This window comes from Mucilaginibacter sp. PAMB04274 (assembly GCF_039634385.2).
Classification (GTDB): Bacteria; Bacteroidota; Bacteroidia; order Sphingobacteriales; family Sphingobacteriaceae; genus Mucilaginibacter.
Map to the genome: position 1 here is coordinate 1,543,720 of NZ_CP155081.2, position 23,319 is coordinate 1,567,038.

The following is a 23,319-nucleotide window of genomic DNA, read 5'->3' on the forward strand; positions in this document are numbered from 1 at the left end:
ATCTTGAGCAATGGCTGGCAATTCATTTGGGCAAATATTTCGTATCACTACCTTTGGCGAATCACATGGTGTGGCCATTGGGGTAATTATTGATGGTTGCCCGGCTGGTTTACCTGTTGATATTGAATATATACAGGCCGAATTGGATAAGCGTAAACCGGGCCAATCTAAAATTACTACCCAGCGCAAAGAGAGCGATACGGTGCAGATACTATCAGGTATGTTTGACGGAAAAACTACCGGTACACCAATAGCCATGCTGATACCCAATGAGGATCAGCGTTCTAAAGATTACAGTCACAACACCGATGTTTTTCGCCCTTCGCATGCCGATTACACCTACTTTACCAAGTACGGCATACGCGACCATAGAGGAGGAGGGCGCTCATCGGCGCGTGAAACGGCTGCACGTGTGGCGGCAGGCGCCATAGCCAAATTACTGCTTAAAACGGCAGGTATGGATGTGCTGGCTCATGTAAGCAGCGTAGGCACTATTGATGCGCCTAATATCAGCATTACATCGGCCAATGAGTTTTTAGAAGTAAGGGAGGCCAATATTGTGCGTTGTGCCGATCCGGCCACTGCCGAAGAGATGATTGCCCGTATTGACGAGATACGCAAGCAAGGTGATACTATAGGCGGTAAAATTAGCTGCACTATTACCAATTGCCCTGTTGGTTTGGGCGAGCCGGTTTTTGATAAGCTGCACGCCGATTTAGGCAAAGCCATGTTGAGCATTAACGCAGTGCATGGTTTTGAGTATGGGTCGGGTTTTACCGGTAGCGAAATGCTAGGTTCGGAGCATAACGATATTTTTATTAAAGAAGCTTCGGGCGAGGTTAAAACGTTAACCAATTTTTCGGGCGGTATACAAGGCGGGATCAGTAATGGTATGCCCATAGAATTTAAAGTGGCCTTTAAGCCAGTAGCCACCATCATGACCAATCAAAACACTATTGATGCTGAAGGCAACGCTGCCCAAATACAAGGTAAAGGCCGTCATGATCCTTGCGTAGTGCCCCGCGCCGTACCTATTGTGGAAGCAATGGCGGCATTAGTATTAGCCGATCATTGGTTAAGGGATAAAACGGTAAAGCTGTAATATTAATGCATACCTTTTAAACGTAGCATATAGCGGTCCGAAATAATACACAGTTGGAATTCCTTCCGCACCCTCATAACAGGTATACGCTTCTTTATAAGGGTTTTGACTTATGCTTTTAACCCCTCCCGGCGAGGGAGAGGTCGGCACGATAGCGGAAATCGGCCAGTAACTTTCTTTATACCATCATCCATAGCATCACTGCGCTCATGGCAATCATCAGGCCGTCTTCTATAATGGTAACAGTGCTCATGGGCAGGTTAAATACAGCACCCAGGCAGGCACAGCGTATTGCTTTTTTGTTGAGTACACTTTGAAGTACACCAATAATACTTACCGACATGACAACCAGCGTAACCAGGTTTGTTATAACAGGGCTAATGTTAGCGGCATAAGCGATGCCTAGTGCCAGTTCCAAAAGTGCATACACATAACCCCAGCTCTTAAAGCGGCGTGCAATTACATCATACATGGCATAACTTTCGGCAAAGCCATCAAGGTTGAGCAATTTAAAAAATGAAAATACCAGAAAGAAGCCAGCCATAAATACCCGCATGGCTAGCATTTCATCAAAACCCAATAGGGTAGAGCCGGCTATAATTGATACTAGCGTGATATAAAAAAAGATAAGCACAATAGGCTTATAAGTTTCCAACCACGATTTTTGCTCACCATCCCCCATTGTATCGCCACTAATGGGACTTGTTACTGCCGCAGGTATGTCGGTTAATTGATATTTTGGGTAATCTTTTAAAGCATTTTGCAGGGTACCGGTATTCAGATGCTTATCCATTTCTACGGTTACTTCGCCCTTGGCTAAATCAACAGTAGCCTCTTTTACATCATCAACTTGCGATAAAAGATGCTGTACTTTATATTGACAACCGGCGCAGGTCATGCCGGTTACGTTATAGGTGTGTTTCATGTCTTCGTTATTTACCATACAAAGGTACGGCGGTATGATGTGGAGAGTTTATACTTTTTATAGATAGTATTTCGAAATTTACAGTTCCTCAATATTACGACGCTTGTTATCCTTAATACGCTTGAAATAAGTGGGCGTTAAACCGGTCTCTTTCTTAAACTGGCTCGACAGGTAGGCCACACTGCTGTAACCCATTTGGTACGAAATTTCGCTTAAAGTAAGCTCATCGTAAATCAGTAACTCTTTTACTTTCTCTATTTTCTGGCTAATGTAGTATTTCTCAATGGTAGTGCCCTCCGCTTCGGAAAAGAGATTGCTCAGGTAATTATATTCATAATGCAGCTGACCAGCGAGGTATTCGGAAAGATTTATTGTTAATGGTTCATGGGTATGATGTACCAGTTCTACAATCAGGTTTTTAACTTTTTCAACCAGTCGGCTTTTGCGATCGTCAATTAGTTCAAAGCCCAAGTGTTTTAGCCGTAGGTCGAGGTTATGTAATTGCTGGCCGTTCAATTCTTCGTGAATGATGGCCTCGCCCAGTTGCAGGTGCTGCAGATGATACCCGCTTTGCTTCAACTCTTGTTCCACCGCCAGTTTACACCTGTGGCAAACCATATTTTTGATGTGAATTTTCATAAACGTTAGATAGCAGCAGGCAAATTATTAAATAGCTAATTATTTTTAGCAAAGCCACCGCCATGGCAATATCACAAAATTCTAATGCCAAAACTTGTGGGCCGCTTACATTTTTTTTCGTTATTTTCAATATACCAATAATACGGCTAAGCAGGAGCTTTACACGTTTATTGCAAACGCTATGGCTTGCCCAAAGTAATATGCCGAACAGTAGCTATGCGCTTTTGGCTTTCCACAAGCCGAACGCTGAGCACATGAGTTACATTAGCGATGATAGTGATTTAACTGATATTTAACTCTTTGCAGAGTGTTACGCAAGAATAGGAGGGGTGATGATGCTCTGGCCTGCGAGTATGGAGTGGGAATCTTCTTTATTATGCATATTAAACCATCTTTAGAAGCGGTTTATCATGGGCACTAGCTAAAAATCAGAGCTTTTGAAATAACAGATGGGGAGGTATAAAAGCAAACCGTAATTGCTTGCGTCAGGCAATTACGGTTTGCACAAGCATTTTTGATTCTTGTTGCTTAGCACTTGGTTTTCTTTTCCCTTATTTTACGTCGAACCCGGCCTTTTCAAAATCTTTCCAAAAAGCAGGGTATGATTTTTCGACCACTTGTGCGTCTTCTATCTCCACTTGAGGAATGATTAGGGCAAGCGGTGCAAATGCCATAGCCATACGATGGTCTTCATAAGTTTGGATAGTGATGTGCTCTGGAATAAAGCGTTCACTGCAATCCAGTTTATACACCAGGCCTTTTTCAATCAGTTTAACGCCCATTTTGGCCAGCTCGTTTTGTAAAGCGGCAATACGGTCGGTTTCCTTAATTTTAAGTGTTTCCAGCCCGGTAAAAGTGGCATCATGACCTAAAGCTGCACAAACCACAATCAGCGTTTGTGCCAGGTCGGGGCACGATTTAAGGTCAAATATTTTACGGATAACCGGCTTAGGGTCTTTACGGAGGTATACCCCGCCATCTTTAAACTGTGAGGTAATACCAAAGTTTGCCATCAACTCAGTAATCACACTATCTCCCTGTAAGCTGTACGAGGTTAATCCTGGTAAAAAAAGTTCGACCTCATCGGCTAAAGCGGCTACGGCGTACCAATAAGAAGCGGCGCTCCAATCGGGCTCCACCCATATGCTGGTTTCTCTAAAGTCTTGATGTGCTATGCTGATCACCTTGTCATCCCACTGGTGCTGAATACCAGCTTGCTGTAACATGCTTAGTGTCATTTCAACATACGGGCGGGAGGTAAGCTCGCCATCAATATGTAGTTGCAATCCTTGCGGCAAACTGCTGGCAATCAACAGCAACGCAGTGATGTACTGGCTGCTGATATCTCCCTTAATGGTGATGTTATCTGTAAGTTGGGTAAAGCCGCCATTAATGTGCAGGGGCGGATAGCCTTCATTCTCGGCATAGCTAATGTTGGCACCTAACGATCTTAAAGCATCTACCAAGATGCCTATAGGGCGCTGTTTCATGCGCTCGGTGCCAGTTAATAGCACTTCGCCATTCTGCAACGCAAAATATGCTGTCAGAAAACGCATAGCTGTACCGGCGGGGCCAATGTTTACTTCGGGAGCAAGGAGCGTGGAGGCCGGGAGTGAGGATAACGACCCGAAGTTTTCTTTGCTCTTCGGAAGCTTTGCTTCGCTTTCTGTACCTCTTAATATCCCTGCCAGGGTAACGGCATCAGCAGCATCTGATAGGTTAGTTACCTTAACTTTGCCTTTGCTCAGTGCTTCAATAACCAGCGCACGGTTGCACTCGCTTTTGGAGCCGGTAAGTTGTATGGTAGCCTTAACCGTTTTGTGGTTGCGGCTAAGGGTGATGTTGTTTGACATATGAAGCTGTGTAATTGTATACAAATCTCATGATGTCATCCGAACGATGGCGAAAGATTCTTTTAGGTTAACAAGTTAATTGCCTCTAAAAGATTTCTTTTATACGTTCGGAATGACAAGTTTTTTGATGAACAGCTAATTAGTGCGTCAATTGTTCCTGAACCGGTGCGTTGCCTTGGCCCTTGTTCATAATCTCAGTTTGCTTGCGGATAGACTCGCCATGAATAAGTTCGAGTAATTTCTCGGTAAACTCCGGGCTCAGATTTAAGGCTTTAGCATAATTAGTGCGTTTTTGCAGTATCTCGTCCCAGCGGTTAACTTGTAAAATGGTGATGCCGTTTTCTTTTTTGTAGTTGCCTATTTGTTCCACAATTTTCATGCGCTCGGCAAGTTTGGCAATTACCAGGTCATCCAGTTTATCGATGCCATTACGTAGGTCGGCCAGTTTGTCTTTCAGATCATTATTTACTACCTCTGGCTTACGAAGCGCCAGGCGGTCAATCAGATCCACTAAAGCGGCAGGGGTTACTTGCTGTTTAGCATCTGTCCAGGCTACCGATGGGTCGATATGTGATTCGATCATAAGCCCCTGCATATCCATATCTAAAGCTTTTTGCGACACGTAAGGAATCAGCTCGCGGTTGCCAGAAATGTGGCTCGGATCGCAGATGATAGGCAACTCCGGTGCGTGAGTTTTAAGATTAATAGCCAGATCCCACATTGGCTCGTTACGGAAAGCTGTTTTTTCGTAAGATGAAAAGCCGCGATGAATAGCCGCCAGTTTGGTAATACCAGCGTTATTAATACGCTCCAAAGCCCCAATCCATAAAGATAAGTCGGGATTTACAGGGTTTTTAATCATTACCGGAATATCAACTCCTTTCAAGGCGTCGGCAATTTCCTGCACGGTAAAGGGGTTGGCGGTTGAGCGGGCGCCTACCCATAAAATATCAACGCCGGCTTTAAGCGCTTCTTCTACGTGTTTTGCGGTGGCTACTTCAACAGCTGTGGGCAGGCCGGTTTCGGCTTTGGCGCGTTTTAACCATTCCAAACCAATGCTGCCAATACCTTCAAACTCGCCGGGGCGGGTACGTGGTTTCCAAATACCGGCACGCAAGGCAGTTACCTTGCCGGTGTTTGCCAGCAGGTGTGCGGTTGCTACCAATTGTTCTTCAGTTTCGGCACTGCAAGGACCGGCAATTAACAAAGGCTCTTTTTTAGCGGTAATCCAAGAGCTAAGCGGCTGTATTTTTAAATCGAGTTTCATATGCGTTTTTTTAGTCCGGAAGTTAGCAAGACGTTAAGTCCGGGAGTTTGTATTTTATAAATTATGTGTTGTTGTTTAGTGTTAATTTGTATGTAAGCACACGGTGTTAGGGGCTCAAAACCTCCTCCACGTACCGCTCATACTCGCCCAAAATGTTAAAGTTTTGCGTGTACTTCAGTATTTGGCGTATGGCTTGGTCATATTGAGTGTTTTCATTCCACTCTATGTCTACGTAAAAGTTGTATTCGTTACGCTTGCCCAGCACCGGCATGCTCTGGATTTTGCTCATGTTAATTTCCTGCTCAGCCAGTACATTCAGCACCTTAGCCAATGCGCCTACCTCGTTGCTCACCTGGAAACATAGCGAGGCTTTGTTAGCTGGTACTTTTCTTGCGTTTTCGTGGCTGGTAAAAATCAGGAAGCGGGTAAAGTTCTTTTTATTGCTTTCTATGCGGCGTTCCTTAACCTCTAAATCATAGATCTTGGCTGCTAAGCTATTGGCAATAGCGGCGGTATCGGTTAATTTTTCATCGTGTACCCGTTTAGCGCAGGCCGCGGTGTCACTGCTCTCCACCACTTTAATATGCGGGTACTCATCCATAAAATCAACACATTGGCGCAGGGCAATGGGGTGTGAAATAACCGTTTTAATATCCTCAAACTTAACGCCAGGTAGCGTTAAAAAATGCAGCTGTATAGGTAAATATACCTCGCCCACAATAGGGAAGTTATAACTCATGAGCAACGAGTAGTTGGGCAGTATACTGCCGGCTATATTGTTTTCAATAGCCATCACCACATAATCGGCCTGTTTATTTTTGAGTGCCTCAAATGTTTGTTTAAATGAGTTGCACTCCACCGTTTGTATGTTGGTGCCAAAATACTTAAAGGCCGCTTCTTCATGAAACGATGCGCGGATACCTTGTATGGCCACTCGTGGCGTTTTACTTTCCATAACCCTGTTAAATGCAGAAAGTCCCGGCTGTTGGGCCGGGACTTTCTGTTTGTTTATATGTCTTTGTTAAAGCATATCAGTCCCGGCTCTTACTGCTAAAGTAAAAGTAATAGAAACCAAAACCGAATGCGTTGTTTAACTTCATTGTTGTGTTGTTGACGGTAAATGTACAAGATAAAAACGAACTGTCAAGAGAAAATTTTAAAAAAATTATTTAAACCAAATTTTGTTGGGTTTGTGGTAGCACTTGTTGAGGGGATAGGGAGTGCCAAGTTGGTGATAAAAAGAGAAAAATAAGCGTTCTATCATTATGGGACTATTGTAAAGAACAACCTTATAAGTGCGTTAAATGTAATGGAGACACATTCTCGCCGATTAAGCAAACACTTCATGAGGCTGGTAAACAAGCGTTTTAACGCTTTTACCGGCTGTTCTTTAGTATAATAATAATTTGTAAAACACCTGTTTCTGAAAAAGGATAGTACAGTAGTTAAACTAAAAAGCTGGCCGCTAACCGGAACACACTACCCGTAACTGATAAGCGTGTGAAGTATTCAAGCCAGGTTAAACAGTGATATCCGATGATGGTACTTATCATATAGGCTGCTATGATACTTTGCGCAGTCAGATTCATGATTTGCGAGTTATCTATTGCTGCAATGCTTTACACTCAAATGATAGTTTGTTTAAAACAATGATGCGGTGCAACCTTTTATAGAAAGAACAAAATATTAACTCATGATAAATAACAATAACCCGGTTTGGTTTATTACAGGTTGCTCTACCGGCTTTGGCAGAGAACTGGCCAAACTGATATTAGACCGCGGATGGAATGCGGTAATAACAGCCCGCAATATTGACCAAGTCAAGGATCTGGCCAATGGTTTCGAAAATTCGGCACTGGTACTACCGTTGGATGTAAACGATAAAGGCCAGATCGCGTTGGCTGTGGCCAAAGCCGAAGAAACCTTTGGTAAGATAGATGTGTTGGTGAACAACGCCGGCTACGGTTACTTCAGTAGTATTGAAGAGGGCGAAGAAGAAAAGATAAGGGCACAGTTTGAAACCAATTTTTTTGGATTAGTGAGTATGATACAGGCTGTGTTGCCCGGTATGCGCAGCCGTAAAGCGGGGCATATTATTAACTTTTCGTCTATTGGCGGCTTAAGGGCATTTACCGCAACGGGTTATTATCATGCAACCAAGTTTGCAGTAGAAGGCTTGTCTGAATCTTTATCGCAGGAAGTTGCCTCATTGGGAATTAAAGTACTACTGGTTGAGCCCGGACCATTCCGCACTGATTGGGCCGGTCGTTCAACCTCGCGTACGCCGGTTCAGATAGCAGATTATGCCGATGCGGTAGGCAAACGCATGGAAGCCAGCCAAAACGGAAGCGGCAAGCAGCAGGGCGACCCGGTTAGAGGCTGCGAGGCCATTATTAAAGCGGTAGAAGCGGAGCAGCACCAGTTGCGTTTACTGTTAGGCGAGCCTGCTTACAATTTAGCAATGGAAAAGATTGACCAGTTGAAAACGAACTTCGAATCGTTGAAAGACCTTACGCTGAGTGCAGATTTTCCGGAATCTGAAAGATAAGTATTCCGTGTAGATTGAATTAGAGGGGGCTATTGCTTTTAAGCGATAGCCCCCTTTTATGTTTTTTACAGCTTATTGTAATAGCTTAAGCTATCGCACAGCTCTTCTTCAGTACATATATGGTCTATGCTGCACTCTCCAATTCTATTGATCAGGGTACAGTTAATTAAGCCATTTTGGTTTTTCTTGTCGGTTTTCATTAATGCGTACAGAACCGTATGGCACGAATCCTCTAACACGTATTTAGGGTATAACGCTTTTAAAACGCTGCTTATATCATTAAGTTCTTCCAAACTTAAGCCCGCTTTTTTGTGTGATAGCCAAGCTTCACATATCATACCCAATGCTACGGCCTCGCCATGCGTTAAGTGGTTATCATCGTTTTGCAGCGAGTACGTTTCAACCGCATGCCCAACGGTATGGCCAAAGTTGAGGCATTTGCGAAAACCTTTTTCAAATGGATCGGAAACTACGACTTTGTTTTTTATGGCTACCGATTGATAAACCAACTGGGCCGATGGCAAGCTTAAGGGGCTGCCCAGGCCTTTCAACTCATTCCAGTAAGCGGCATCCTGTATCAGGCCATGTTTCAGCATTTCGGCATAGCCAGACAAAACCTGGCGTTCGGGAAGCGTCTTTAAAAAGGCATGCTCTATAAAAACCGCTTTAGGCGACGTGAAAGTGCCTATAATATTTTTGAGGTTATCAAAGTCGATACCTGTTTTGCCGCCAACAGACGCGTCAACCTGCGAAAGCAGGGTAGTGGGCATTTGCACAAAATCTATCCCGCGTTTGTAGGTTGACGCGGCAAAACCACCCATATCGCCAATTACACCACCTCCCAGGTTTATCATAAGGCTATGGCGGTCGGCGCCAAAATCAATCAGCATTTTCCAAATGCCTGCGCAAAAATCAATATTCTTGCTTTCTTCACCGGCATTTACCTCAATTACATCATAATTGTTATTTAAATGCTCTAAGCGGCTTTGCAGCAATGGTAAACAATGCTGGCCGGTATGTTCATCAGTTAAAATAAAAAAACGGGAGTAATTGCCTTGTTCAATAAAATTAACCAGTTGGGTTAGCGTATCCTCAAAATATACAGGGTAGTCAATGCTATCAATCGTATCCATAAAATTAAATCACCACAATCTTTTTCGACCGGAATTCTACTACATCGCCTTTTTTTACTTTAAGACGCTTGCGGTAATCAACCTGGCCGTTATATTTCACTTCACCTTCAGTTACCACAATTTGTGCTTCGCCGCCGGTATATACTAAACCGGTGGCCTTTAATAATTGTATTAGAGGGATAAAGTCGCCGTTTAGTTTAAATTCAATCATGATATTGCAAAAATAAACTATTACCGCATAAAATGAGTTATATAGATTGATTTTCTAATTTTGCGCGATGTTTGCTGAACCTACCGATGTGCCACAGCCCGAAAGGGGTAACTTATCCTTTGAGAATACAGAAATTGCTTTTAAGCATGCCTCCAACGCCGATTTAAAACGTGCTTATTGGCTGTTTACCGCTATAAACAACAACTTTTTAGTGAAGATTGGCCCAGGCATGACCAATTTTGCCATGAACATTGGCCTGCCTATTAAAGGCATTATTAAGGCTACTATATTTAAACAATTTTGCGGCGGCGAAACCATTGCAGAATGCAATGACACCATAAAAAACCTATACTCAGGGGGGGTAGGCACTATTCTCGATTACTCTGTTGAGGGTGAGGAAGATGAAAAAGTGTTTGATCATACGCGCGACGAAATTATTCGTACTATTGAACGTGCCACCGGCGACCCGGCCATTCCCATAACTGTTTTTAAAGTAACCGGCGTAGGGCGTTTTGGCCTGCTCGAGAAATTGGATGCTGGTACCGCTTTAACGCAGGCGGAGGAAGAGGAATGGCAAAAAGTGCAGAACAGGGTACAGGCCATTTGCCAAAAAGCGCATCAGGCCGGCATACCGGTTATGATTGATGCAGAGGAAACCTGGATACAAAAGACGATTGATAAACTGACGCTGAATGTGATGCGCCGGTATAACCGCGATAAAGCCATTATATTTAATACCTATCAAATTTACCGGCACGATAAGCTAGCCTCATTAAAAACTGATTTTGATATAGCCCGTACTGAAGAGTTTATGCTGGGCGTTAAAATTGTGCGTGGCGCCTATATGGAAAAGGAACGCCGCCGCGCCGCAGAAATGGGTTATCCATCGCCCATACAGCCCGATAAGCTTTCTGCCGACCGCGATTATAACGACGCTTTGCGTTTTTGCATTGAGCATATTGATCGCATTGCGCTGGTAGCCGGTACGCATAACGAAGATAGCTGCCGTCTGCTAGCCGATTTACTGAACCAGCTGCATATACCGCATAACCATCCGCATGTATACTTTTCGCAATTGCTCGGCATGAGCGACAACCTGAGCTTTAACCTGGCCAATGCGGGCTACAATGTGGTAAAATATGTACCCTACGGACCAGTGAAAGCAGTAATGCCGTACCTGTTTCGCCGAGCGCAGGAAAACACGGCTATTGCCGGCCAAATGAGCCGCGAGTTGGGATTGATTATCAAAGAAAAAAAGCGCAGGGGTATGTAATTAAGCCTAAAGCAAAAATGTGTCAGGCAAAACGCTTAACTTCACCAGTTCATCTTCTACCAAAAATTGCATAGCATGCATCGGAGCTTTCAATGGGCAGTTTTGCTCGTTTTTGTTGTGGTTTGTTCGTTCATTATTAAAGATGAGCAAAACCTGAGTGTTGTGTTTATTGGAGACAGTATTACGGTTGGTTCTGTGCCACGCGTGCAGTCGCCACCCCGATTTGCGGGCGAGTACTTGCAACAACAACGGGGCATAGGTAAAGTAAAAGTGGCAAACGCGGGTATAAGTGGCTACACCACCGTTAACTTTTTACCAGGTAGCAGCACTTATGAAAAGGTTAAGCTTGCTGCAGATACCATTCAGGCAAATACAAATGCAACGCTAATTTTTTCCATTATGTTGGGTACTAATGATAGCGCCATAAAAGGGCCTTTGGGTGCACCCCTTACACCCGCAAACTATCGTGCTAATCTTAAAACTATCACCGATAGCCTTATGGCCCGTTATCCGTATTGCAGGGTTATTATCAACTATCCGATATGGTATAGCGATAGTACGGCTAATGGTCATTCCTCTTACCTGAAGGCGGGGCAGGAGCGGGTGTTACTTTACCAAAAGCAAATTGATACGCTTACCAACCTGTACAAAAAGGCCAGACCGCAACGTGTATTTCTGGGTGATAAAAAGGCTTATCAATATTTCAGGGAAAACTACCTTACCGATTTTAAAGAGCAGAAAGGCCCCTCGGGTGTTTATTACCTGCATCCCAATCAAAAAGGAGATAAAGCTTTAGGCGAATTTTGGGCCAAATCTATTTTAAGATCTTTAAAATAGATTAGCTTTCATCACGTTGAAAACGTTTAGGTAGTCAATGCCGTACTTAGCTGCGCTTTAACTCGTATTGGAAAGCTACAATCCCGCACTCAAATGCTGTGGAACCTACCAGGTTCAAGCTTTGTTGGCTATCCAAATCTTTGAAAATAGCCATGCCACTTCCAATCGCGGTCGGGTCAATTAATAAGTTAAACTCATCAATCAACCCCTCTTTAATAAGCGATGATACAAACGTTGCACCACCGTAAGCGATAATATCATTACCGTCTTGCTCTTTTAGTTGGTTGATTTCCTGGGCAAGGTTGCCTTTTGCCAAAACGGTATTGTTCCAGGTTGATTGCTGGAGTGTTTTTGTAAAAACAACTTTGGGTGTATTAGTGAACTTTTGACCAGCAATAAAGTCGGCCGCGTCTAAGTTTTCGGCAACAGAAGCCCAATAGGGGATAAAGCCTTCGGCAAGTTTTCTGCCCAAAACAATAGTATCAACAGTTGCCGTAATCTCGCCTACATATTTGTTAAGATCTTCTGTCCAGGGTAGAGTCATCCAGTTCATTTCCCCATTTGGTCCGGCTATAAAACCATCTATCGTCATTTGCACCTGTAGCTTTAATTTTCTCATAGCATAAGTTTAACTGTGTTACACAAACATACACAAGGGCGGTAAGCCTTTTAAGGGATAGAACGACAAATTGAGGGCTAAATGCGGCAAGGTAGTAACAGGTGGTTGTATAACTATAAATTGTTAAAAACCGTTTCAATTTACTGTACGTGTATTAAAAAGTCATTTCTACATTCGCTGAACCGCAAAGTGCACAATTAGATTACCTTTGCGGGAACGAGCTTTATATCTAAAATGCCGTTGCTTAGGATTAATTTCTGTAGGCATCCGGTGTTAAATGAAATAGTTAGCTTATACTATCTGCATCAAAATAATCAATGGCAAACCCTATTAGCTATATTCAGCGTTGTAAATCGTTTTACGAAATTACTAATACAGAACTGTACGCAGCCATGCGGCTACGTAATGAAGTGTTTGTGGTTGAACAAAACTGTGTTTTTCAGGATGCCGACAATAAAGACCAGCAATGCTATCACCTGATGCTTTGGCAGGACAGTTTATTAGTGGCCTACGCCCGTTTGGTGCCAGCCGGATTGTCTTACCGCGAGGTATCTATAGGCCGAATTATTACCAGTGGCTCGGTTAGGGGAACGGGCATGGGCGCTATACTGATGCGCCATGCTATTGAAGAGTGCCAGCGTTTATTTGGTACAGGGCATATCCGTATTGGCGCGCAGGTTTATGCCGTGCCTTTTTATGAGAAGTTTGGCTTCCAAGCCCAGGGCGAACACTACGATGAGGACGGCATTCCCCATGTAGAAATGTTACGGTTGTTGTAGCCGGCCAACTCGACCATTCTAACACTTAAAAGTAAAGAAGCCGTAGTCAAATCACCGCTAAATGCAATAGGTTACAAGTTTGAGAACGATCTTGAAACCTTGTATGCATCAAGCAAATAAGCGGGCTTTAGCTTTTTCCGATTACTTCCTGACGGTGTCTTATTCCCCAATCAGTCAGGTTGTTTATAATTGTTTGTAATGTTTTACCATGTTTGGTCAGTTCATACTGGACCGTTACCGGGTGCGTGTCCAAAACGGTTCGTTCTACTAACTTATTAAGTTCCAGCTCCTTTAGTTCTTTACTGAGCATTTTGTTCGAAATGCCTACCACATCGTTTAAAATATCTGTAAATCGCCTCTTATTGTAATGGCAGATGGAAGATATTATATAGATTTTCCATTTCCCGTTTAACACGTCCATAGCATCGTGGACCGCCATCATCTCTTTTTTGCGGTCTGTTTGAAATTCTTTTTTGCACTCCATAGGTTACTTCGTTACCTCAAGGATACTGTTACTTTTGTATACAAAGTTACTAAAATATATTTCGTGGATGTAGCTTTGCAACCTAAATAGTAACAACAATATGAATAAGTTAAAAAACAAAGTAGCTATAGTTACAGGTGCATCAAAAGGCATAGGTGCCGCTATTGCAACATATTTTGCAGCAGAAGGTGCTAAGGTTGTGGTAAATTATGGCTCGAGCAAAGAGGGGGCAGATAAAGTAGCTGAAGCCATAACTGCTAACGGGGGTACGGCCATCGCGGTACAGGCCGATGTATCTAAAGAAGCCGACGTGATCAGGCTGTTTGAAGAAACAAAAAATGCGTACGGTACGCTGAATATTTTAGTAAACAATGCAGGTGTTTACCAATTTTGTCCAATCGAGCAGTTCACCACAGATTCTTTTCATCAGCATTTTAATATCAACGTGTTGGGGTCTTTGCTGGCTATCCGCGAAGCGGTAAAGTTATTTGGTGATAATGGTGGCAATATCATTAATATCAGCTCAGAAGTACGCAAAATGCCTATTAGTACCGGATCGGTTTATGCAGCAACTAAAGCTGCGTTAGATGCTATTACTATCGCCTTGTCTAAAGAGCTGGGCGCCAAAAATATCCGTGTTAACTCCATTTTACCCGGTTCAGTAGAAATCGAAGGCACGCATAGCACAGGGATTACGGGTAGCGATCTTGAAAAGATGCTGATTGCCAATACACCGCTCGGTCGTATCGGCCAGCCCGACGACATTGCCAAAGTTGCTTTATTCCTCGCTTCTGATGAAGCTGCCTGGATAACCGGAGAAAAAATTTCTGTATCAGGCGGTATTTACGGGTTCTGATTTTAGTTTAAACCTGCCTTACACATTATAAATAATCAAAATGGCAAAAGAAAATTATAACGGAGCGTTACAGCATCCCATAGGTACAGGCTTTAACGCCACATCAACAACTACCGACGTAATTAAGGGAATAGATCTTAACGGAAAAATTGCCATTGTTACCGGCGGTAATACAGGCATAGGTTTAGAAACGGTAAAAACACTTTCCAAAGCAGGCGCAACAGTAATTGTACCGGCACGTGATGTACAAAAGGCCAGGAAAAACCTCGAAGGGATTACTAACGTTGAAATAGAGGAATTGGACCTGATGAACCCCGATTCTGTTGACACTTTTGCCGAAAAGTTTTTGGCATCGGGTCGGCCGTTACATCTGCTCATCAACAACGCGGGTATCATGTTCGTGCCCTTACGTCGCAACTCACGCGGTATCGAATCGCAACTTGCAGTCAATTATCTGGCCGTTTTTCAACTTACTGCCCTGTTGTAGAGAGCGCTAAAACAAGCTGATGGCGCGAGAGTAATTAACGTTTCTTCGCTGGGGCATCATTTTGCACCGTTTAACTTTGATGACCCAAATTTTGAGCAGCGCGAGTATAATACCCTGCAGGCTTATGGTCACTCAAAAACAGCTGTTAATTTGTTCTCGCTCGAACTGGACAATCGTGCCAAACCTTTTGGAGTAAGAGCTTATTCCTTACATCCGGGTAATATATGGGGAACAGAACTAACCAGGGAGGCACCATTGGAAATATTACAGCAGTTTGGCTTTTATGATGACAAGGGCAATGCTGTACCTGAAGTAATTGAATCGCTGAAAACGGTTCCGCAAGGTGCTGCCACAACAGTTTGGGCTGCTACGAGCCCGTTGCTTAGCTCAACAGGCGGTGTGTACCTCGAGGATGTTGACGTAGCTGCCTTAGCTACCGATTCATCCATTTCCAACGGTGTAAAATCCTATTCATTAGAGGAGGCTAGTGCCAAGCGATTATGGCAACTGACTGAAGGGCTAGCAGGCGTTAAATTTAACTTTAGTTAATTGTAAAATGTAACACTAGCAATTACTAGCCGGCTAAGCGCCGGCTTTTTTCGTTTTTGCGCCGTTATATCCAACTCAATTATTTTTCATGCGGTTTGCAACTTTTAAATAATTAAGCCGTACAAGCAGCAAGTGGTGGACTAAAAGCAGAATTCGCTTTATGGTATGTGCACTAAAGGTATTGTAAGTAAGCCCGTTCTTATGGGCGGGCATATTTACTTTAACAACCAAATCTTATGAATACACAAGTTGAGATGACACTGGATACGCTAGAAGGCTTCATACAAAAGTCTTTTGACGGATTCTTCGACGAAATGCACTTTCAGGCAATTCAGATGCCCGCCAAAATGTTAAAGGTCAGTGCTACTTACCATAATATCCCTTTTTCTTATACCTTCAATTTATTCGAGTGGAACTTTTATTCAAGGTCTAAAATGGCATTGCATATACTCGAGAACATGAAAGGAAAGATCGCGCGCAACGAACAAACCATTTTTACCAAGAAAGCTCTCGCTACTCAATCTCTACACGGATAACATCTTCAATCTTGGTTATAAAGCATGGGCTGAGGAGTTAATTACGCAGTTGCAGCTCCTTGTATCTTTCATAAGCGTCTATAAACCATCTGGCCCGGCCGTACCGGTCATTAATCTGATCTAACATTTTGTTGTAAAATGGCATGGTGTGTTTAGTGGAGGATTGGAATGTATTAACATGTGCTTTTAGCCCTTTTTAAGTTTTTGAGAAGTGATAGCTTGAGAAAAGCTGAGGTTAACCGTTTTTTTTCAGATCAGGAAAGAGGGCAGGCAATACCCCCTGGTACGCAGCGTGGTGATGAATCTCTACCGTGAGGTTGCTTGCTTTAAGGGCAAGAAGGAAAGGATTCATATTTACAGCCGGATAGTATTCCGGTAATATACTATCCTTTACTACATCAAAACATTAAAAGTAGTGCTAATTAAATGAGCTTCTAAACGCTAAAGGCGATACACTGGTTTTGATCTTGAACAATTTGGAAAAGCTCTGACTGTGCTCAAACCCCAGTTGAAAAGCAATTTCCGAAACAGATAATTCAGTAGTTGATAGCTTCTCTTTTGCTTTTTCTATTAGTTTTTCGTGAATATGCTGTTGCGTGGTTAACCCCGTAAGTGATTTAAGTAAGCTGCTTAAGTACATGGGCGATATATTCAAAGAATCAGCAATATGCTGTACAGTCGGCAAACCGGTGGTGTTTTCATTGTTGAAATGATCGTCAATAATTTTTTCTAATTTCTCTAAAATTTTATGATCGTTAGCTTTTCGGGTTAAAAATTGCCTTTGATAAAAGCGGTCGGAGTAGTTAAGCAGGGTTTCGATTTGAGAAACGATGATATTTTGACTGAACTTATCTAAATTGGCATTATACTCCTGTTCAATATTTTTAACAATAGCATTAAGCGTTGCCTCTTCCTTTTCAGAAAGAAACAACGCCTCATTTACGGCGTAATCAAAGAACTCATAATGGTTAATGCTTTTTGCCAGGGGCGTGTTCCATAAAAAATCAGGATGGATCATTAAAATCCAGCCGCTTTTAGTAGATGCCAGTTCTTCGATGGTTTCAATACCAAAAACCTGGTTAGGGGCAATAAAAAACATCACTCCATCATCAAAATCGTAATGGTTTTGCCCATACTTGAATGTTGCACCAATGCTGCGCTTGATGGAGATATGATAAAAATCAAATACAAAGTTCTTATGATGGATTTCTTCTGAGCAGTTGAAGGTTCCATAATCAAACAAGCTGATTAAGGGGTGCTGAGGTGAAGGCAAGCCTTTCATTTTGTGAAATTCAGCAATCGATCTTACCCTGTGTACCTGATGTTGACTCATATTCAAATTTACAAATAATGTTATATCATCATTCCACCGGAGAGTTCAATCCTTTGGCCGTTCATCCAGCCGGCTTCAGGGGTACAAAGAAAAGCAACTACACCACCAATGTCTTCGGGTACGCCCACACGTCCCAACGCGGTAACCGAAGCTATCATGTTTCTTTTGTTTTCATCAGATTTATTTGATCCTCCGCCAAAATCAGTAGCGATTGCGCCGGGTGCAACCACGTTGGCTTTAATTTGCCTTGGTCCAAGCTCTTTGGCCAAACATTTGGTGTAAGTTTCAATTGCGCCTTTCATGCTTGCATAGGCCGAAACATTCGGAAAAGCTATTCTTGTTAGCCCTGAGGAAATATTAATAATCCCTCCGCCGTCATTTAAGATGGGCAAAAGTTTTTGAGTCAGAAAATAAACTCCTTTAAAATGAACATTCATCATGGCGTCAAATGCTTCTTCGGTAGTCTCCGTCACCGAACCATATACGCCGGCTCCGGCATTGTTAATTAAAAAATCGAAGTTAGGTGACCCCTCGTGTTCTTGTAAATGCTGACTAACCTGTGCTACAAAAGCGTCGAAGGTTTTGGTGTCACTCACATCCAGTTGGTAAGCAATAGCTTTCTGGCCCATGGATAATACTTCTTGTACCACTTTATCCGCTTCTGCCTTGTTGTTGCGATAGGTGAAGATGATGTTGTTTCCATTTTTCGCTAACTGGATCACCATATCTCTGCCCAAACCACGGCTACCACCGGTTACAATTGCAATTTTGTTTTTTGTTGACATACTTTATACTTTTAATAACACAAAGTTCAGCACATCCTAGTATACTTTTGTAGCCGAACTATAGGTTGTTGTAGTCGTTTTTAATACTGATTCCTGTGCATTCTTCAATGCCCCGAATGAAGGTGTCTATTGCGAAAAATTGCTTATTCAACTGGTTTTACTCACTTTGCAGCCTGCAACACATGGCCTACAGCGCGTTTACTACATTAAACGTAAACCAACTTATATTTGGCGTTTCTCTTCTTAAAAAGGATATTCCAATCTGTTGGTGGCGTAGTTATAAAACCTTGATCGCGAAACTTCGTTTCATTCTTATGCCATACAGCCAATCCACAGTTATTGCCGGCGACAGTGAGCCCAGTGTGAATTTAAAGTGTGGCAACGTGCGCGCCGCGTTTCTGATATTCTGCATGATTTTTTGGTTGTTTAGCTTAGTTTTTCTTTGTCAAATGGCAGAGTATAGCGGTTTCCCAAAGCTGGCAGAGCAGGCTCATGCCATAAATGATTACTTTGGTCACAGTTCGACCGCCTTTATGGCCGGACCAGTAATCATCCTGGCTACATTTTTATATTTTTTTTGGGCGCGTAAAAAGCTTACTTGGTTCAACGGTGTTATGATTGATGATGAGTCTATAAATGTGGTGCATTATGAATTTAAGAAAATCACCAATAACATCTCTTTGATCTATCTCCAAACACCCGGATGGCTTTACATTATTTACCCGGTTACCTCACAGGACGGGCGAAAGTTCCCGAACGTGAAGTTGATGAAGACAGAAGCAGCATTGAACGAGGTGCAGGTTGAACTTTTAAAGAGTAAGCTGCAAACATCCACCGCCACAGAGAAAGCGTTTTGGTTTGTCAGCAAAGATGTGGTCATATCTTTTGTGATTTTTGTTCTGATTGCTGCGTCTGCCTTTTTATTTACCTGATTGCTTGTGAAGCAATGCATTACAATCGCTTAAAAGGGCGCTGAGCGTGGCCGCATTTATCTTTTAATTTTGGTAGTTTACCAATGATGATTTTGTAATCTCACAGTTTTAACGATGCCTCTCTGAGGTCTTGCGGAAATCTTTGATCAATGCCAATATTTGCTCAGGCCGTTTGTCCAAGCCGTCTAAATGGAATTTACGGTTTCTGCCGGGCGTTTCAAACCACAGAAACCATGTTGGTTTAACCGAACCGAGCGGCACCAACTTTTCATTGGAGATGTACTGCCACTCATAAAATTCTCCGTCGTGAGTGGTAATGCCCTTGGTGCTGATAACAAGCTGAGGCTTATTCAAGTTCAATATGTTCCAGTATTCCTGATAGGCGAGTGTAGCACCAACTGTTATGCTTACTATGGACATAATATATTTGATGACACTGCCACCCTGAAGCAATGAAACTATGCCGCCGACGAATACTAATGCCATGGCCATAAACCAAAGTATTTTTAACTTAGAAAATTTGATAATCACCTCATCTGATGCGTGCATATTGTAGATATTGTTTAATATATGCTTATGGATTAAACGGAATACCCAAATCTGTTAAGATATAAGGTGCCATAAACCCGGCAACGAAACCACCCATAATACAGAAAGCGCAAAGTATGAATAACGGTATGGCAGCGACCATGTAATAAGCCGACCTGCTTTCTCTCACCTGTAAAAAATACTGGCTATAGTCAACGGGCTTACCAGGAAATAATTCAAAAAGCAAGCGCTCGAACAAAGATACGCTCGATCCTTCCACAATTTGCAGACGATAGTGACCAGGTTCAGCGAAGAACCGGTTCATCTCTATGCGCGCCGTATCCAAACTACTTGAATGAGGACGAAAAACAGATGCGTCTATTGGAACAGGCTCACCGGATGGCACACTAAATAGCTTTAAAGCAAACCTATCAACCGGAGTACGCCGAAATAACCGTCCTTTCTGCCAAACAGCATACACCCCCTTTTTTTTGACTTCAAAGTGGATCTCTTTTTCGGTAAACGGCTTTTCTGCAATGACTTCTCCATTGAATATATCTTTAAGCATGCGGATAGCTTTAATAAGTATGAACACACCTAATGGTACGAGGCAAAAAAATAGTGTTCTGAATATAGTTAAGCTCATGGTTAAAACTTTTAAATCGTATCAATGATATGAATGCTCATTTTTTTGCCGTTCGCATTTGATCGGTATTGTTATCAATAGCCGTTAGATGGCTGTCATAACGACGACGGTAGACATATAGCAAGCGTTCTAGCTCTATACGGCCTATGGCGTATAAGGTGAGTTTAAGGTCCTCACTTCCGCTGCTATGATCATAACATAAGAAATCTGACCGGGCACCTTTGCCAAGCGAACGTTCAACGATCCTTTCATTTTTGATATCTTTCCAGGAATGAAAACCCGACTGAACAGTTTGTATACCTTCATCGTCAAGAATCAATTCAGGCCGTTTAATCAGCATATCCCGAATAAGCGTAATCATAGTATAAGCCAGCGCAAGTAACAATCCGCCAGCCAGAATACGAGCTAATAAGCTTACATCTTTTGGTGCATATATCAGCACAATCGTTGCTAAGCCCATACCCAACAATTGAAAAGCAAAGTTGAATAGCCAGTGCCGCCAAGAGATCCCGATTGTGGTTTTAGCCGGTACGCCAGGGTCGTCAACAAATTGAACCGGCTGGGCAAAGCGCTCATTTAGTTCCTTCCATATCGCACGGTCTGCCGGTGTGATTGGAAGCATCCGGCCAATAAGTGTGTCATTATCCAGGTAGAGGCCGGCAAGTTTAGCGTCCTTACGTAATTGATGCACATCACTGCAGTGCGCAAACGCCCATAAGTTCCATGAAATCATTTTTCTGCTCCAATAGCGAAAGGGCAAATAAATAAAGAGGAAAAAAGTAAATAGGATAACGCCTGCCATAATTAGTAATGGCTGCCCGGAACCATTGGTATAATTAGCAACGATCAGGGCAAGCAAAGTAAGTGGCGCTATAAAGATTAAAGCTCCAAATAGCAATAATATACGTGGCAGGAGAAGTTGTTTTCGTCCCTGCTCAAGCACTTCCTGCACGGTAAGCGTGTGTTCCATCGGCAATAAAATGCAAACATCAAACCCCGGCAAACGTTTTGAAATATGTAAAGTGACAAATAAATAATATTGGCTTATGAAGTTAAATGCTCTTTATGCGATAGAGTTAATTGTCTTAATCTTGGTAGCGGTGTTATAAACCACCAGCGTTCATGTGCAAACTTGTAACATGTTTTTTTATAAAGAGGCTATTTATGGAAACTTACCAAAACCGGACCTTGCAGTCTTTTGGCCAGTAAAGTAGCTATACACTCCCGGTATGGCGATAAGACATTTGCTGCAAATGCAAACAAGGCCACTGCAAGGGCGACCATAAACCCAGTTCAGAAAAGGTACAAGACGATACAAAATAATGGGGTTCTTGGTTTAACGTTATTCCATTGGCTATTTAGGCAAACCCGATAAATTATAAAATGAAAAAACTACTGTGGGTTATACGTTTATTGATACTGCTGGCGTTTGCCAGCGGTTGTACACCAGGGCCAAAAAGATTAACTGGGCAATTTTTGAATGAGCTGCGAAACGGACAGTATACAAGTGCCGATACTATGGCTGCCCCTGAGGTTATAAAGGAAATATCCATTATTGAACAAGATAAATATGCACTTTACAACGGCCAGAAATGGAATTTCGGGGAACTTACGGCGCAATTTAAAGATGATATTGCTACAGTTTTATATAGCGTAATGCTTAAAGACGGTACAAAGATCAGACAACGGGCCAAATTAGCAAAATCAAACAACCGCTGGTTAATACATGCTATTGAAAATATAAAGATTAACTATTCGGCAAAGGCATTGAAAGAACGGACTTATCAGGATTACGGAAACCAAATGCTTATAGCACCCTTAGATATAGAATATATTACAAAATCAAAATTACCAAAGCACCTAGGGCAATTCGTAATGATCTCAGGCAACCTGTGTGATTTTGAGGAGCGGAATAATACATTAACAATGTCAATGGGTGAAGACAGTTCTATGCCTTTGTTATATGTTACAATAGTTGGAAGCGCAAAAACACGCGCAATAAAGGACCATAAGAAATACTTGCAGATTGATTATAGGGTCGAGTCGCCGTTGGGTGACACATTTACCGCCATCGGTTTGCTTCGCCAAGCTAAGGGACGCTTTTCGATGGAAGTCAGTAATCCGCAGAATATCGTTACAGGCCCGGTTCTGCGTGTTGAAAAACGCTGATCAGTTAAACAATGATAGCTTTGCCTGGTTACTTTGAATTGTATATTCGAGCTAAAGCTTGTGTATATACTTGTATTTTAAACGGGGCTTGATAGGTGCGTTCAGTAGTTATTTATATTAACCCATAATATTGATGAAATACCTTTTTGTAAACCTGTTACTTAGTTTAACTGTACTGTCTTGCACATCGGGGCGTAAAGATAATGCCAAAGCCGATTCTACAAACGCTGCGGCGTCGGTATCAAATACCGGACCTTTCGATCTGGCCACACTTACACTGAAAGAAAAGAATGCGCCGGGTCTGATAGCAGCCCGTAAAGTTAAACCCGAGCCGGTCTCAGATGTTGAGCAGACGTTATTAGGTTACGAGGTTTTAAAAAGCAGCAACGCTAATGTACTGCGGTTTGGAGGCAAAGATTTGTCTGGAGCGAACGGCACTAACAAAAACCACGTCTTATTCCATTATGATGATCAGACAAAGGCGCTGGCTTTTTACGTGGTTGCGCTTTACACACAGCAACAAGCTGACGCTTTACTGAAGGAGCTTGAGAAAATGGGGAAACCACAGTTTGAAAAAATTGGTCTGGATAAAGGAGAGGTAGCACTGGACCTGAACGGAGACCCAATAGAACGTGGCAAAGAGCAAAAACAAGCTTACCGGGTTTGGGAAAACAAAAAGAATAGGCTAACTTATTTTTTTGGCGAGCTGGGTTCAGGGAAGGATTTCGAAGCCGAGTTAACCGTTTTAGACAGATCTGCCAAATATGCTAAAGATTGGATCTCATTTGATTCATTAGACTGGTATAAAAAGTAAATTCGGCTATACTT

26 protein-coding genes are annotated in these 23,319 nt (G+C 42.6%); 12 read left to right on the top strand and 14 right to left on the bottom strand.

The window, feature by feature from the left end:
• Positions 1 to 10: 10 nt before the first annotated feature.
• Positions 11 to 1,102 carry a chorismate synthase gene (gene aroC, locus ABDD95_RS06420; protein ID WP_345951079.1) on the top strand — a complete coding sequence of 364 codons (1,092 nt, stop codon included), beginning with the start codon at positions 11 to 13 and terminating at the stop codon, positions 1,100 to 1,102.
• 178 nt (positions 1,103 to 1,280) lie between these two features.
• Here the strand turns inward: aroC and ABDD95_RS06425 are convergent, their stop codons facing one another.
• The 5 genes from ABDD95_RS06425 to ABDD95_RS06445 all read right to left on the bottom strand — a co-directional run bounded on the left by ABDD95_RS06425 (position 1,281) and on the right by ABDD95_RS06445 (position 6,741).
• Positions 1,281 to 2,027: a heavy metal-associated domain-containing protein gene (locus ABDD95_RS06425; protein WP_345951080.1), complete on the bottom strand. Its 747-nt coding sequence runs from the start codon at positions 2,025 to 2,027 to the stop codon at positions 1,281 to 1,283.
• A gap of 78 nt (positions 2,028 to 2,105) precedes the next feature.
• The gene (locus ABDD95_RS06430; protein ID WP_345951081.1) at positions 2,106 to 2,666 is read right to left on the bottom strand and encodes an AraC family transcriptional regulator; all 561 of its coding nucleotides are present in this window, start codon (positions 2,664 to 2,666) and stop codon (positions 2,106 to 2,108) included.
• A 551-nt stretch (positions 2,667 to 3,217) separates the two neighbouring features.
• On the bottom strand, positions 3,218 to 4,519 hold the full coding sequence (gene aroA / locus ABDD95_RS06435) for a 3-phosphoshikimate 1-carboxyvinyltransferase (protein ID WP_345951082.1): 1,302 nt from the start codon (positions 4,517 to 4,519) through the stop codon (positions 3,218 to 3,220).
• 139 nt (positions 4,520 to 4,658) lie between these two features.
• Positions 4,659 to 5,786, bottom strand: coding sequence for a chorismate mutase (locus tag ABDD95_RS06440; protein WP_345951083.1), 1,128 nt, complete (start codon positions 5,784 to 5,786; stop codon positions 4,659 to 4,661).
• Between the two features lie 106 nt (positions 5,787 to 5,892).
• The gene (locus ABDD95_RS06445) at positions 5,893 to 6,741 is read right to left on the bottom strand and encodes a prephenate dehydratase (RefSeq protein ID WP_345951084.1); all 849 of its coding nucleotides are present in this window, start codon (positions 6,739 to 6,741) and stop codon (positions 5,893 to 5,895) included.
• 738 nt (positions 6,742 to 7,479) lie between these two features.
• On the opposite strand from ABDD95_RS06445, the gene ABDD95_RS06450 reads away from it, so the two are divergent.
• Positions 7,480 to 8,334, top strand: coding sequence for an oxidoreductase (locus ABDD95_RS06450; protein WP_345951085.1), 855 nt, complete (start codon positions 7,480 to 7,482; stop codon positions 8,332 to 8,334).
• Positions 8,335 to 8,399: 65 nt separating this feature from the next.
• On the opposite strand, the gene aroB is transcribed toward ABDD95_RS06450, so the two are convergent.
• Together aroB and ABDD95_RS06460 are read right to left on the bottom strand one after the other, a co-directional pair.
• Positions 8,400 to 9,467, bottom strand: a complete 1,068-nt coding sequence (gene aroB, locus ABDD95_RS06455; protein WP_345951086.1) for a 3-dehydroquinate synthase — start codon at positions 9,465 to 9,467, stop codon at positions 8,400 to 8,402.
• 4 nt (positions 9,468 to 9,471) lie between these two features.
• Positions 9,472 to 9,678, bottom strand: coding sequence for an RNA-binding S4 domain-containing protein (locus ABDD95_RS06460; RefSeq protein WP_345951087.1), 207 nt, complete (start codon positions 9,676 to 9,678; stop codon positions 9,472 to 9,474).
• 67 nt (positions 9,679 to 9,745) lie between these two features.
• Here ABDD95_RS06460 and ABDD95_RS06465 point away from each other — a divergent pair, with 67 nt between their 5' ends.
• Positions 9,746 to 10,951, top strand: coding sequence for a proline dehydrogenase family protein (locus ABDD95_RS06465; protein ID WP_345951088.1), 1,206 nt, complete (start codon positions 9,746 to 9,748; stop codon positions 10,949 to 10,951).
• A gap of 75 nt (positions 10,952 to 11,026) precedes the next feature.
• Entirely contained in the window at positions 11,027 to 11,788 is a 762-nt protein-coding gene (locus ABDD95_RS06470) for a GDSL-type esterase/lipase family protein (RefSeq protein ID WP_345951089.1), read from the top strand.
• A 46-nt stretch (positions 11,789 to 11,834) separates the two neighbouring features.
• Here ABDD95_RS06470 and ABDD95_RS06475 read toward each other — a convergent pair whose 3' ends face one another.
• On the bottom strand, positions 11,835 to 12,407 hold the full coding sequence (locus tag ABDD95_RS06475; protein WP_345951090.1) for a dihydrofolate reductase family protein: 573 nt from the start codon (positions 12,405 to 12,407) through the stop codon (positions 11,835 to 11,837).
• 317 nt (positions 12,408 to 12,724) lie between these two features.
• Between ABDD95_RS06475 and ABDD95_RS06480 the strand changes: the two genes are divergently transcribed.
• Positions 12,725 to 13,186: a GNAT family N-acetyltransferase gene (locus ABDD95_RS06480; RefSeq protein WP_345951091.1), complete on the top strand. Its 462-nt coding sequence runs from the start codon at positions 12,725 to 12,727 to the stop codon at positions 13,184 to 13,186.
• A 127-nt stretch (positions 13,187 to 13,313) separates the two neighbouring features.
• Here ABDD95_RS06480 and ABDD95_RS06485 read toward each other — a convergent pair whose 3' ends face one another.
• Positions 13,314 to 13,670 (bottom strand): helix-turn-helix domain-containing protein, encoded by a 357-nt coding sequence (locus ABDD95_RS06485; RefSeq protein WP_345951092.1) that lies wholly within the window; start codon positions 13,668 to 13,670, stop codon positions 13,314 to 13,316.
• Positions 13,671 to 13,770: 100 nt separating this feature from the next.
• Between ABDD95_RS06485 and ABDD95_RS06490 the strand changes: the two genes are divergently transcribed.
• The 4 genes from ABDD95_RS06490 to ABDD95_RS06505 all read left to right on the top strand — a co-directional run bounded on the left by ABDD95_RS06490 (position 13,771) and on the right by ABDD95_RS06505 (position 16,098).
• Positions 13,771 to 14,526, top strand: a complete 756-nt coding sequence (locus tag ABDD95_RS06490; protein ID WP_345951093.1) for a glucose 1-dehydrogenase — start codon at positions 13,771 to 13,773, stop codon at positions 14,524 to 14,526.
• A gap of 40 nt (positions 14,527 to 14,566) precedes the next feature.
• Complete coding sequence (locus ABDD95_RS06495; protein ID WP_345951094.1) at positions 14,567 to 15,013, top strand: SDR family NAD(P)-dependent oxidoreductase; 447 nt, start codon at positions 14,567 to 14,569, stop codon at positions 15,011 to 15,013.
• A gap of 150 nt (positions 15,014 to 15,163) precedes the next feature.
• The gene (locus tag ABDD95_RS06500; protein WP_345951095.1) at positions 15,164 to 15,562 is read left to right on the top strand and encodes a hypothetical protein; all 399 of its coding nucleotides are present in this window, start codon (positions 15,164 to 15,166) and stop codon (positions 15,560 to 15,562) included.
• A 236-nt stretch (positions 15,563 to 15,798) separates the two neighbouring features.
• A complete protein-coding gene (locus ABDD95_RS06505) occupies positions 15,799 to 16,098 on the top strand; it encodes a hypothetical protein (protein ID WP_345951096.1) in 300 nt (99 codons plus the stop codon).
• A gap of 418 nt (positions 16,099 to 16,516) precedes the next feature.
• On the opposite strand, the gene ABDD95_RS06510 is transcribed toward ABDD95_RS06505, so the two are convergent.
• Positions 16,517 to 17,380: a helix-turn-helix transcriptional regulator gene (locus ABDD95_RS06510; protein ID WP_345951097.1), complete on the bottom strand. Its 864-nt coding sequence runs from the start codon at positions 17,378 to 17,380 to the stop codon at positions 16,517 to 16,519.
• Positions 17,381 to 17,451: 71 nt separating this feature from the next.
• Positions 17,452 to 18,216, bottom strand: coding sequence for an SDR family oxidoreductase (locus tag ABDD95_RS06515; protein ID WP_345951098.1), 765 nt, complete (start codon positions 18,214 to 18,216; stop codon positions 17,452 to 17,454).
• Between the two features lie 449 nt (positions 18,217 to 18,665).
• On the opposite strand from ABDD95_RS06515, the gene ABDD95_RS06520 reads away from it, so the two are divergent.
• Positions 18,666 to 19,148 (top strand): hypothetical protein, encoded by a 483-nt coding sequence (locus ABDD95_RS06520; RefSeq protein WP_345951099.1) that lies wholly within the window; start codon positions 18,666 to 18,668, stop codon positions 19,146 to 19,148.
• Between the two features lie 108 nt (positions 19,149 to 19,256).
• On the opposite strand, the gene ABDD95_RS06525 is transcribed toward ABDD95_RS06520, so the two are convergent.
• The 3 genes from ABDD95_RS06525 to ABDD95_RS06535 are packed head-to-tail and all read right to left on the bottom strand — an operon-like array spanning position 19,257 to position 21,292.
• A complete protein-coding gene (locus tag ABDD95_RS06525) occupies positions 19,257 to 19,697 on the bottom strand; it encodes a hypothetical protein (RefSeq protein ID WP_345951100.1) in 441 nt (146 codons plus the stop codon).
• A 25-nt stretch (positions 19,698 to 19,722) separates the two neighbouring features.
• Complete coding sequence (locus ABDD95_RS06530) at positions 19,723 to 20,322, bottom strand: hypothetical protein (protein ID WP_345951101.1); 600 nt, start codon at positions 20,320 to 20,322, stop codon at positions 19,723 to 19,725.
• A 37-nt stretch (positions 20,323 to 20,359) separates the two neighbouring features.
• Positions 20,360 to 21,292 carry a hypothetical protein gene (locus ABDD95_RS06535; protein WP_345951102.1) on the bottom strand — a complete coding sequence of 311 codons (933 nt, stop codon included), beginning with the start codon at positions 21,290 to 21,292 and terminating at the stop codon, positions 20,360 to 20,362.
• A gap of 413 nt (positions 21,293 to 21,705) precedes the next feature.
• Here ABDD95_RS06535 and ABDD95_RS06540 point away from each other — a divergent pair, with 413 nt between their 5' ends.
• Positions 21,706 to 22,491 carry a hypothetical protein gene (locus ABDD95_RS06540; RefSeq protein WP_345951103.1) on the top strand — a complete coding sequence of 262 codons (786 nt, stop codon included), beginning with the start codon at positions 21,706 to 21,708 and terminating at the stop codon, positions 22,489 to 22,491.
• 133 nt (positions 22,492 to 22,624) lie between these two features.
• The gene (locus tag ABDD95_RS06545) at positions 22,625 to 23,305 is read left to right on the top strand and encodes a hypothetical protein (RefSeq protein ID WP_345951104.1); all 681 of its coding nucleotides are present in this window, start codon (positions 22,625 to 22,627) and stop codon (positions 23,303 to 23,305) included.
• Positions 23,306 to 23,319: the final 14 nt, after the last annotated feature.

Bases quoted from the DNA above. Each gene is read 5' to 3' on its own strand.
- ABDD95_RS06540 (WP_345951103.1), top strand. From the start codon at position 21,706: ATGAAAAAACTACTGTGGGTTATACGTTTATTGATACTGCTGGCGTTT.
- ABDD95_RS06520 (WP_345951099.1), top strand. From the start codon at position 18,666: ATGGCAGAGTATAGCGGTTTCCCAAAGCTGGCAGAGCAGGCTCATGCC.
- ABDD95_RS06440 (WP_345951083.1), bottom strand. From the start codon at position 5,786: ATGAAACTCGATTTAAAAATACAGCCGCTTAGCTCTTGGATTACCGCT.
- ABDD95_RS06490 (WP_345951093.1), top strand. From the start codon at position 13,771: ATGAATAAGTTAAAAAACAAAGTAGCTATAGTTACAGGTGCATCAAAA.
- ABDD95_RS06460 (WP_345951087.1), bottom strand. From the start codon at position 9,678: ATGATTGAATTTAAACTAAACGGCGACTTTATCCCTCTAATACAATTA.
- aroC (WP_345951079.1), top strand. From the start codon at position 11: ATGGCTGGCAATTCATTTGGGCAAATATTTCGTATCACTACCTTTGGC.
- ABDD95_RS06450 (WP_345951085.1), top strand. From the start codon at position 7,480: ATGATAAATAACAATAACCCGGTTTGGTTTATTACAGGTTGCTCTACC.
- ABDD95_RS06445 (WP_345951084.1), bottom strand. From the start codon at position 6,741: ATGGAAAGTAAAACGCCACGAGTGGCCATACAAGGTATCCGCGCATCG.
- ABDD95_RS06485 (WP_345951092.1), bottom strand. From the start codon at position 13,670: ATGGAGTGCAAAAAAGAATTTCAAACAGACCGCAAAAAAGAGATGATG.
- ABDD95_RS06510 (WP_345951097.1), bottom strand. From the start codon at position 17,380: ATGAAAGGCTTGCCTTCACCTCAGCACCCCTTAATCAGCTTGTTTGAT.
- ABDD95_RS06515 (WP_345951098.1), bottom strand. From the start codon at position 18,216: ATGTCAACAAAAAACAAAATTGCAATTGTAACCGGTGGTAGCCGTGGT.
- aroB (WP_345951086.1), bottom strand. From the start codon at position 9,467: ATGGATACGATTGATAGCATTGACTACCCTGTATATTTTGAGGATACG.
- ABDD95_RS06470 (WP_345951089.1), top strand. From the start codon at position 11,027: ATGCATCGGAGCTTTCAATGGGCAGTTTTGCTCGTTTTTGTTGTGGTT.
- ABDD95_RS06480 (WP_345951091.1), top strand. From the start codon at position 12,725: ATGGCAAACCCTATTAGCTATATTCAGCGTTGTAAATCGTTTTACGAA.
- ABDD95_RS06530 (WP_345951101.1), bottom strand. From the start codon at position 20,322: ATGAGCTTAACTATATTCAGAACACTATTTTTTTGCCTCGTACCATTA.
- ABDD95_RS06465 (WP_345951088.1), top strand. From the start codon at position 9,746: ATGTTTGCTGAACCTACCGATGTGCCACAGCCCGAAAGGGGTAACTTA.
- aroA (WP_345951082.1), bottom strand. From the start codon at position 4,519: ATGTCAAACAACATCACCCTTAGCCGCAACCACAAAACGGTTAAGGCT.
- ABDD95_RS06545 (WP_345951104.1), top strand. From the start codon at position 22,625: ATGAAATACCTTTTTGTAAACCTGTTACTTAGTTTAACTGTACTGTCT.
- ABDD95_RS06525 (WP_345951100.1), bottom strand. From the start codon at position 19,697: ATGCACGCATCAGATGAGGTGATTATCAAATTTTCTAAGTTAAAAATA.
- ABDD95_RS06430 (WP_345951081.1), bottom strand. From the start codon at position 2,666: ATGAAAATTCACATCAAAAATATGGTTTGCCACAGGTGTAAACTGGCG.
- ABDD95_RS06425 (WP_345951080.1), bottom strand. From the start codon at position 2,027: ATGAAACACACCTATAACGTAACCGGCATGACCTGCGCCGGTTGTCAA.
- ABDD95_RS06505 (WP_345951096.1), top strand. From the start codon at position 15,799: ATGAATACACAAGTTGAGATGACACTGGATACGCTAGAAGGCTTCATA.
- ABDD95_RS06475 (WP_345951090.1), bottom strand. From the start codon at position 12,407: ATGAGAAAATTAAAGCTACAGGTGCAAATGACGATAGATGGTTTTATA.
- ABDD95_RS06535 (WP_345951102.1), bottom strand. From the start codon at position 21,292: ATGGAACACACGCTTACCGTGCAGGAAGTGCTTGAGCAGGGACGAAAA.
- ABDD95_RS06495 (WP_345951094.1), top strand. From the start codon at position 14,567: ATGGCAAAAGAAAATTATAACGGAGCGTTACAGCATCCCATAGGTACA.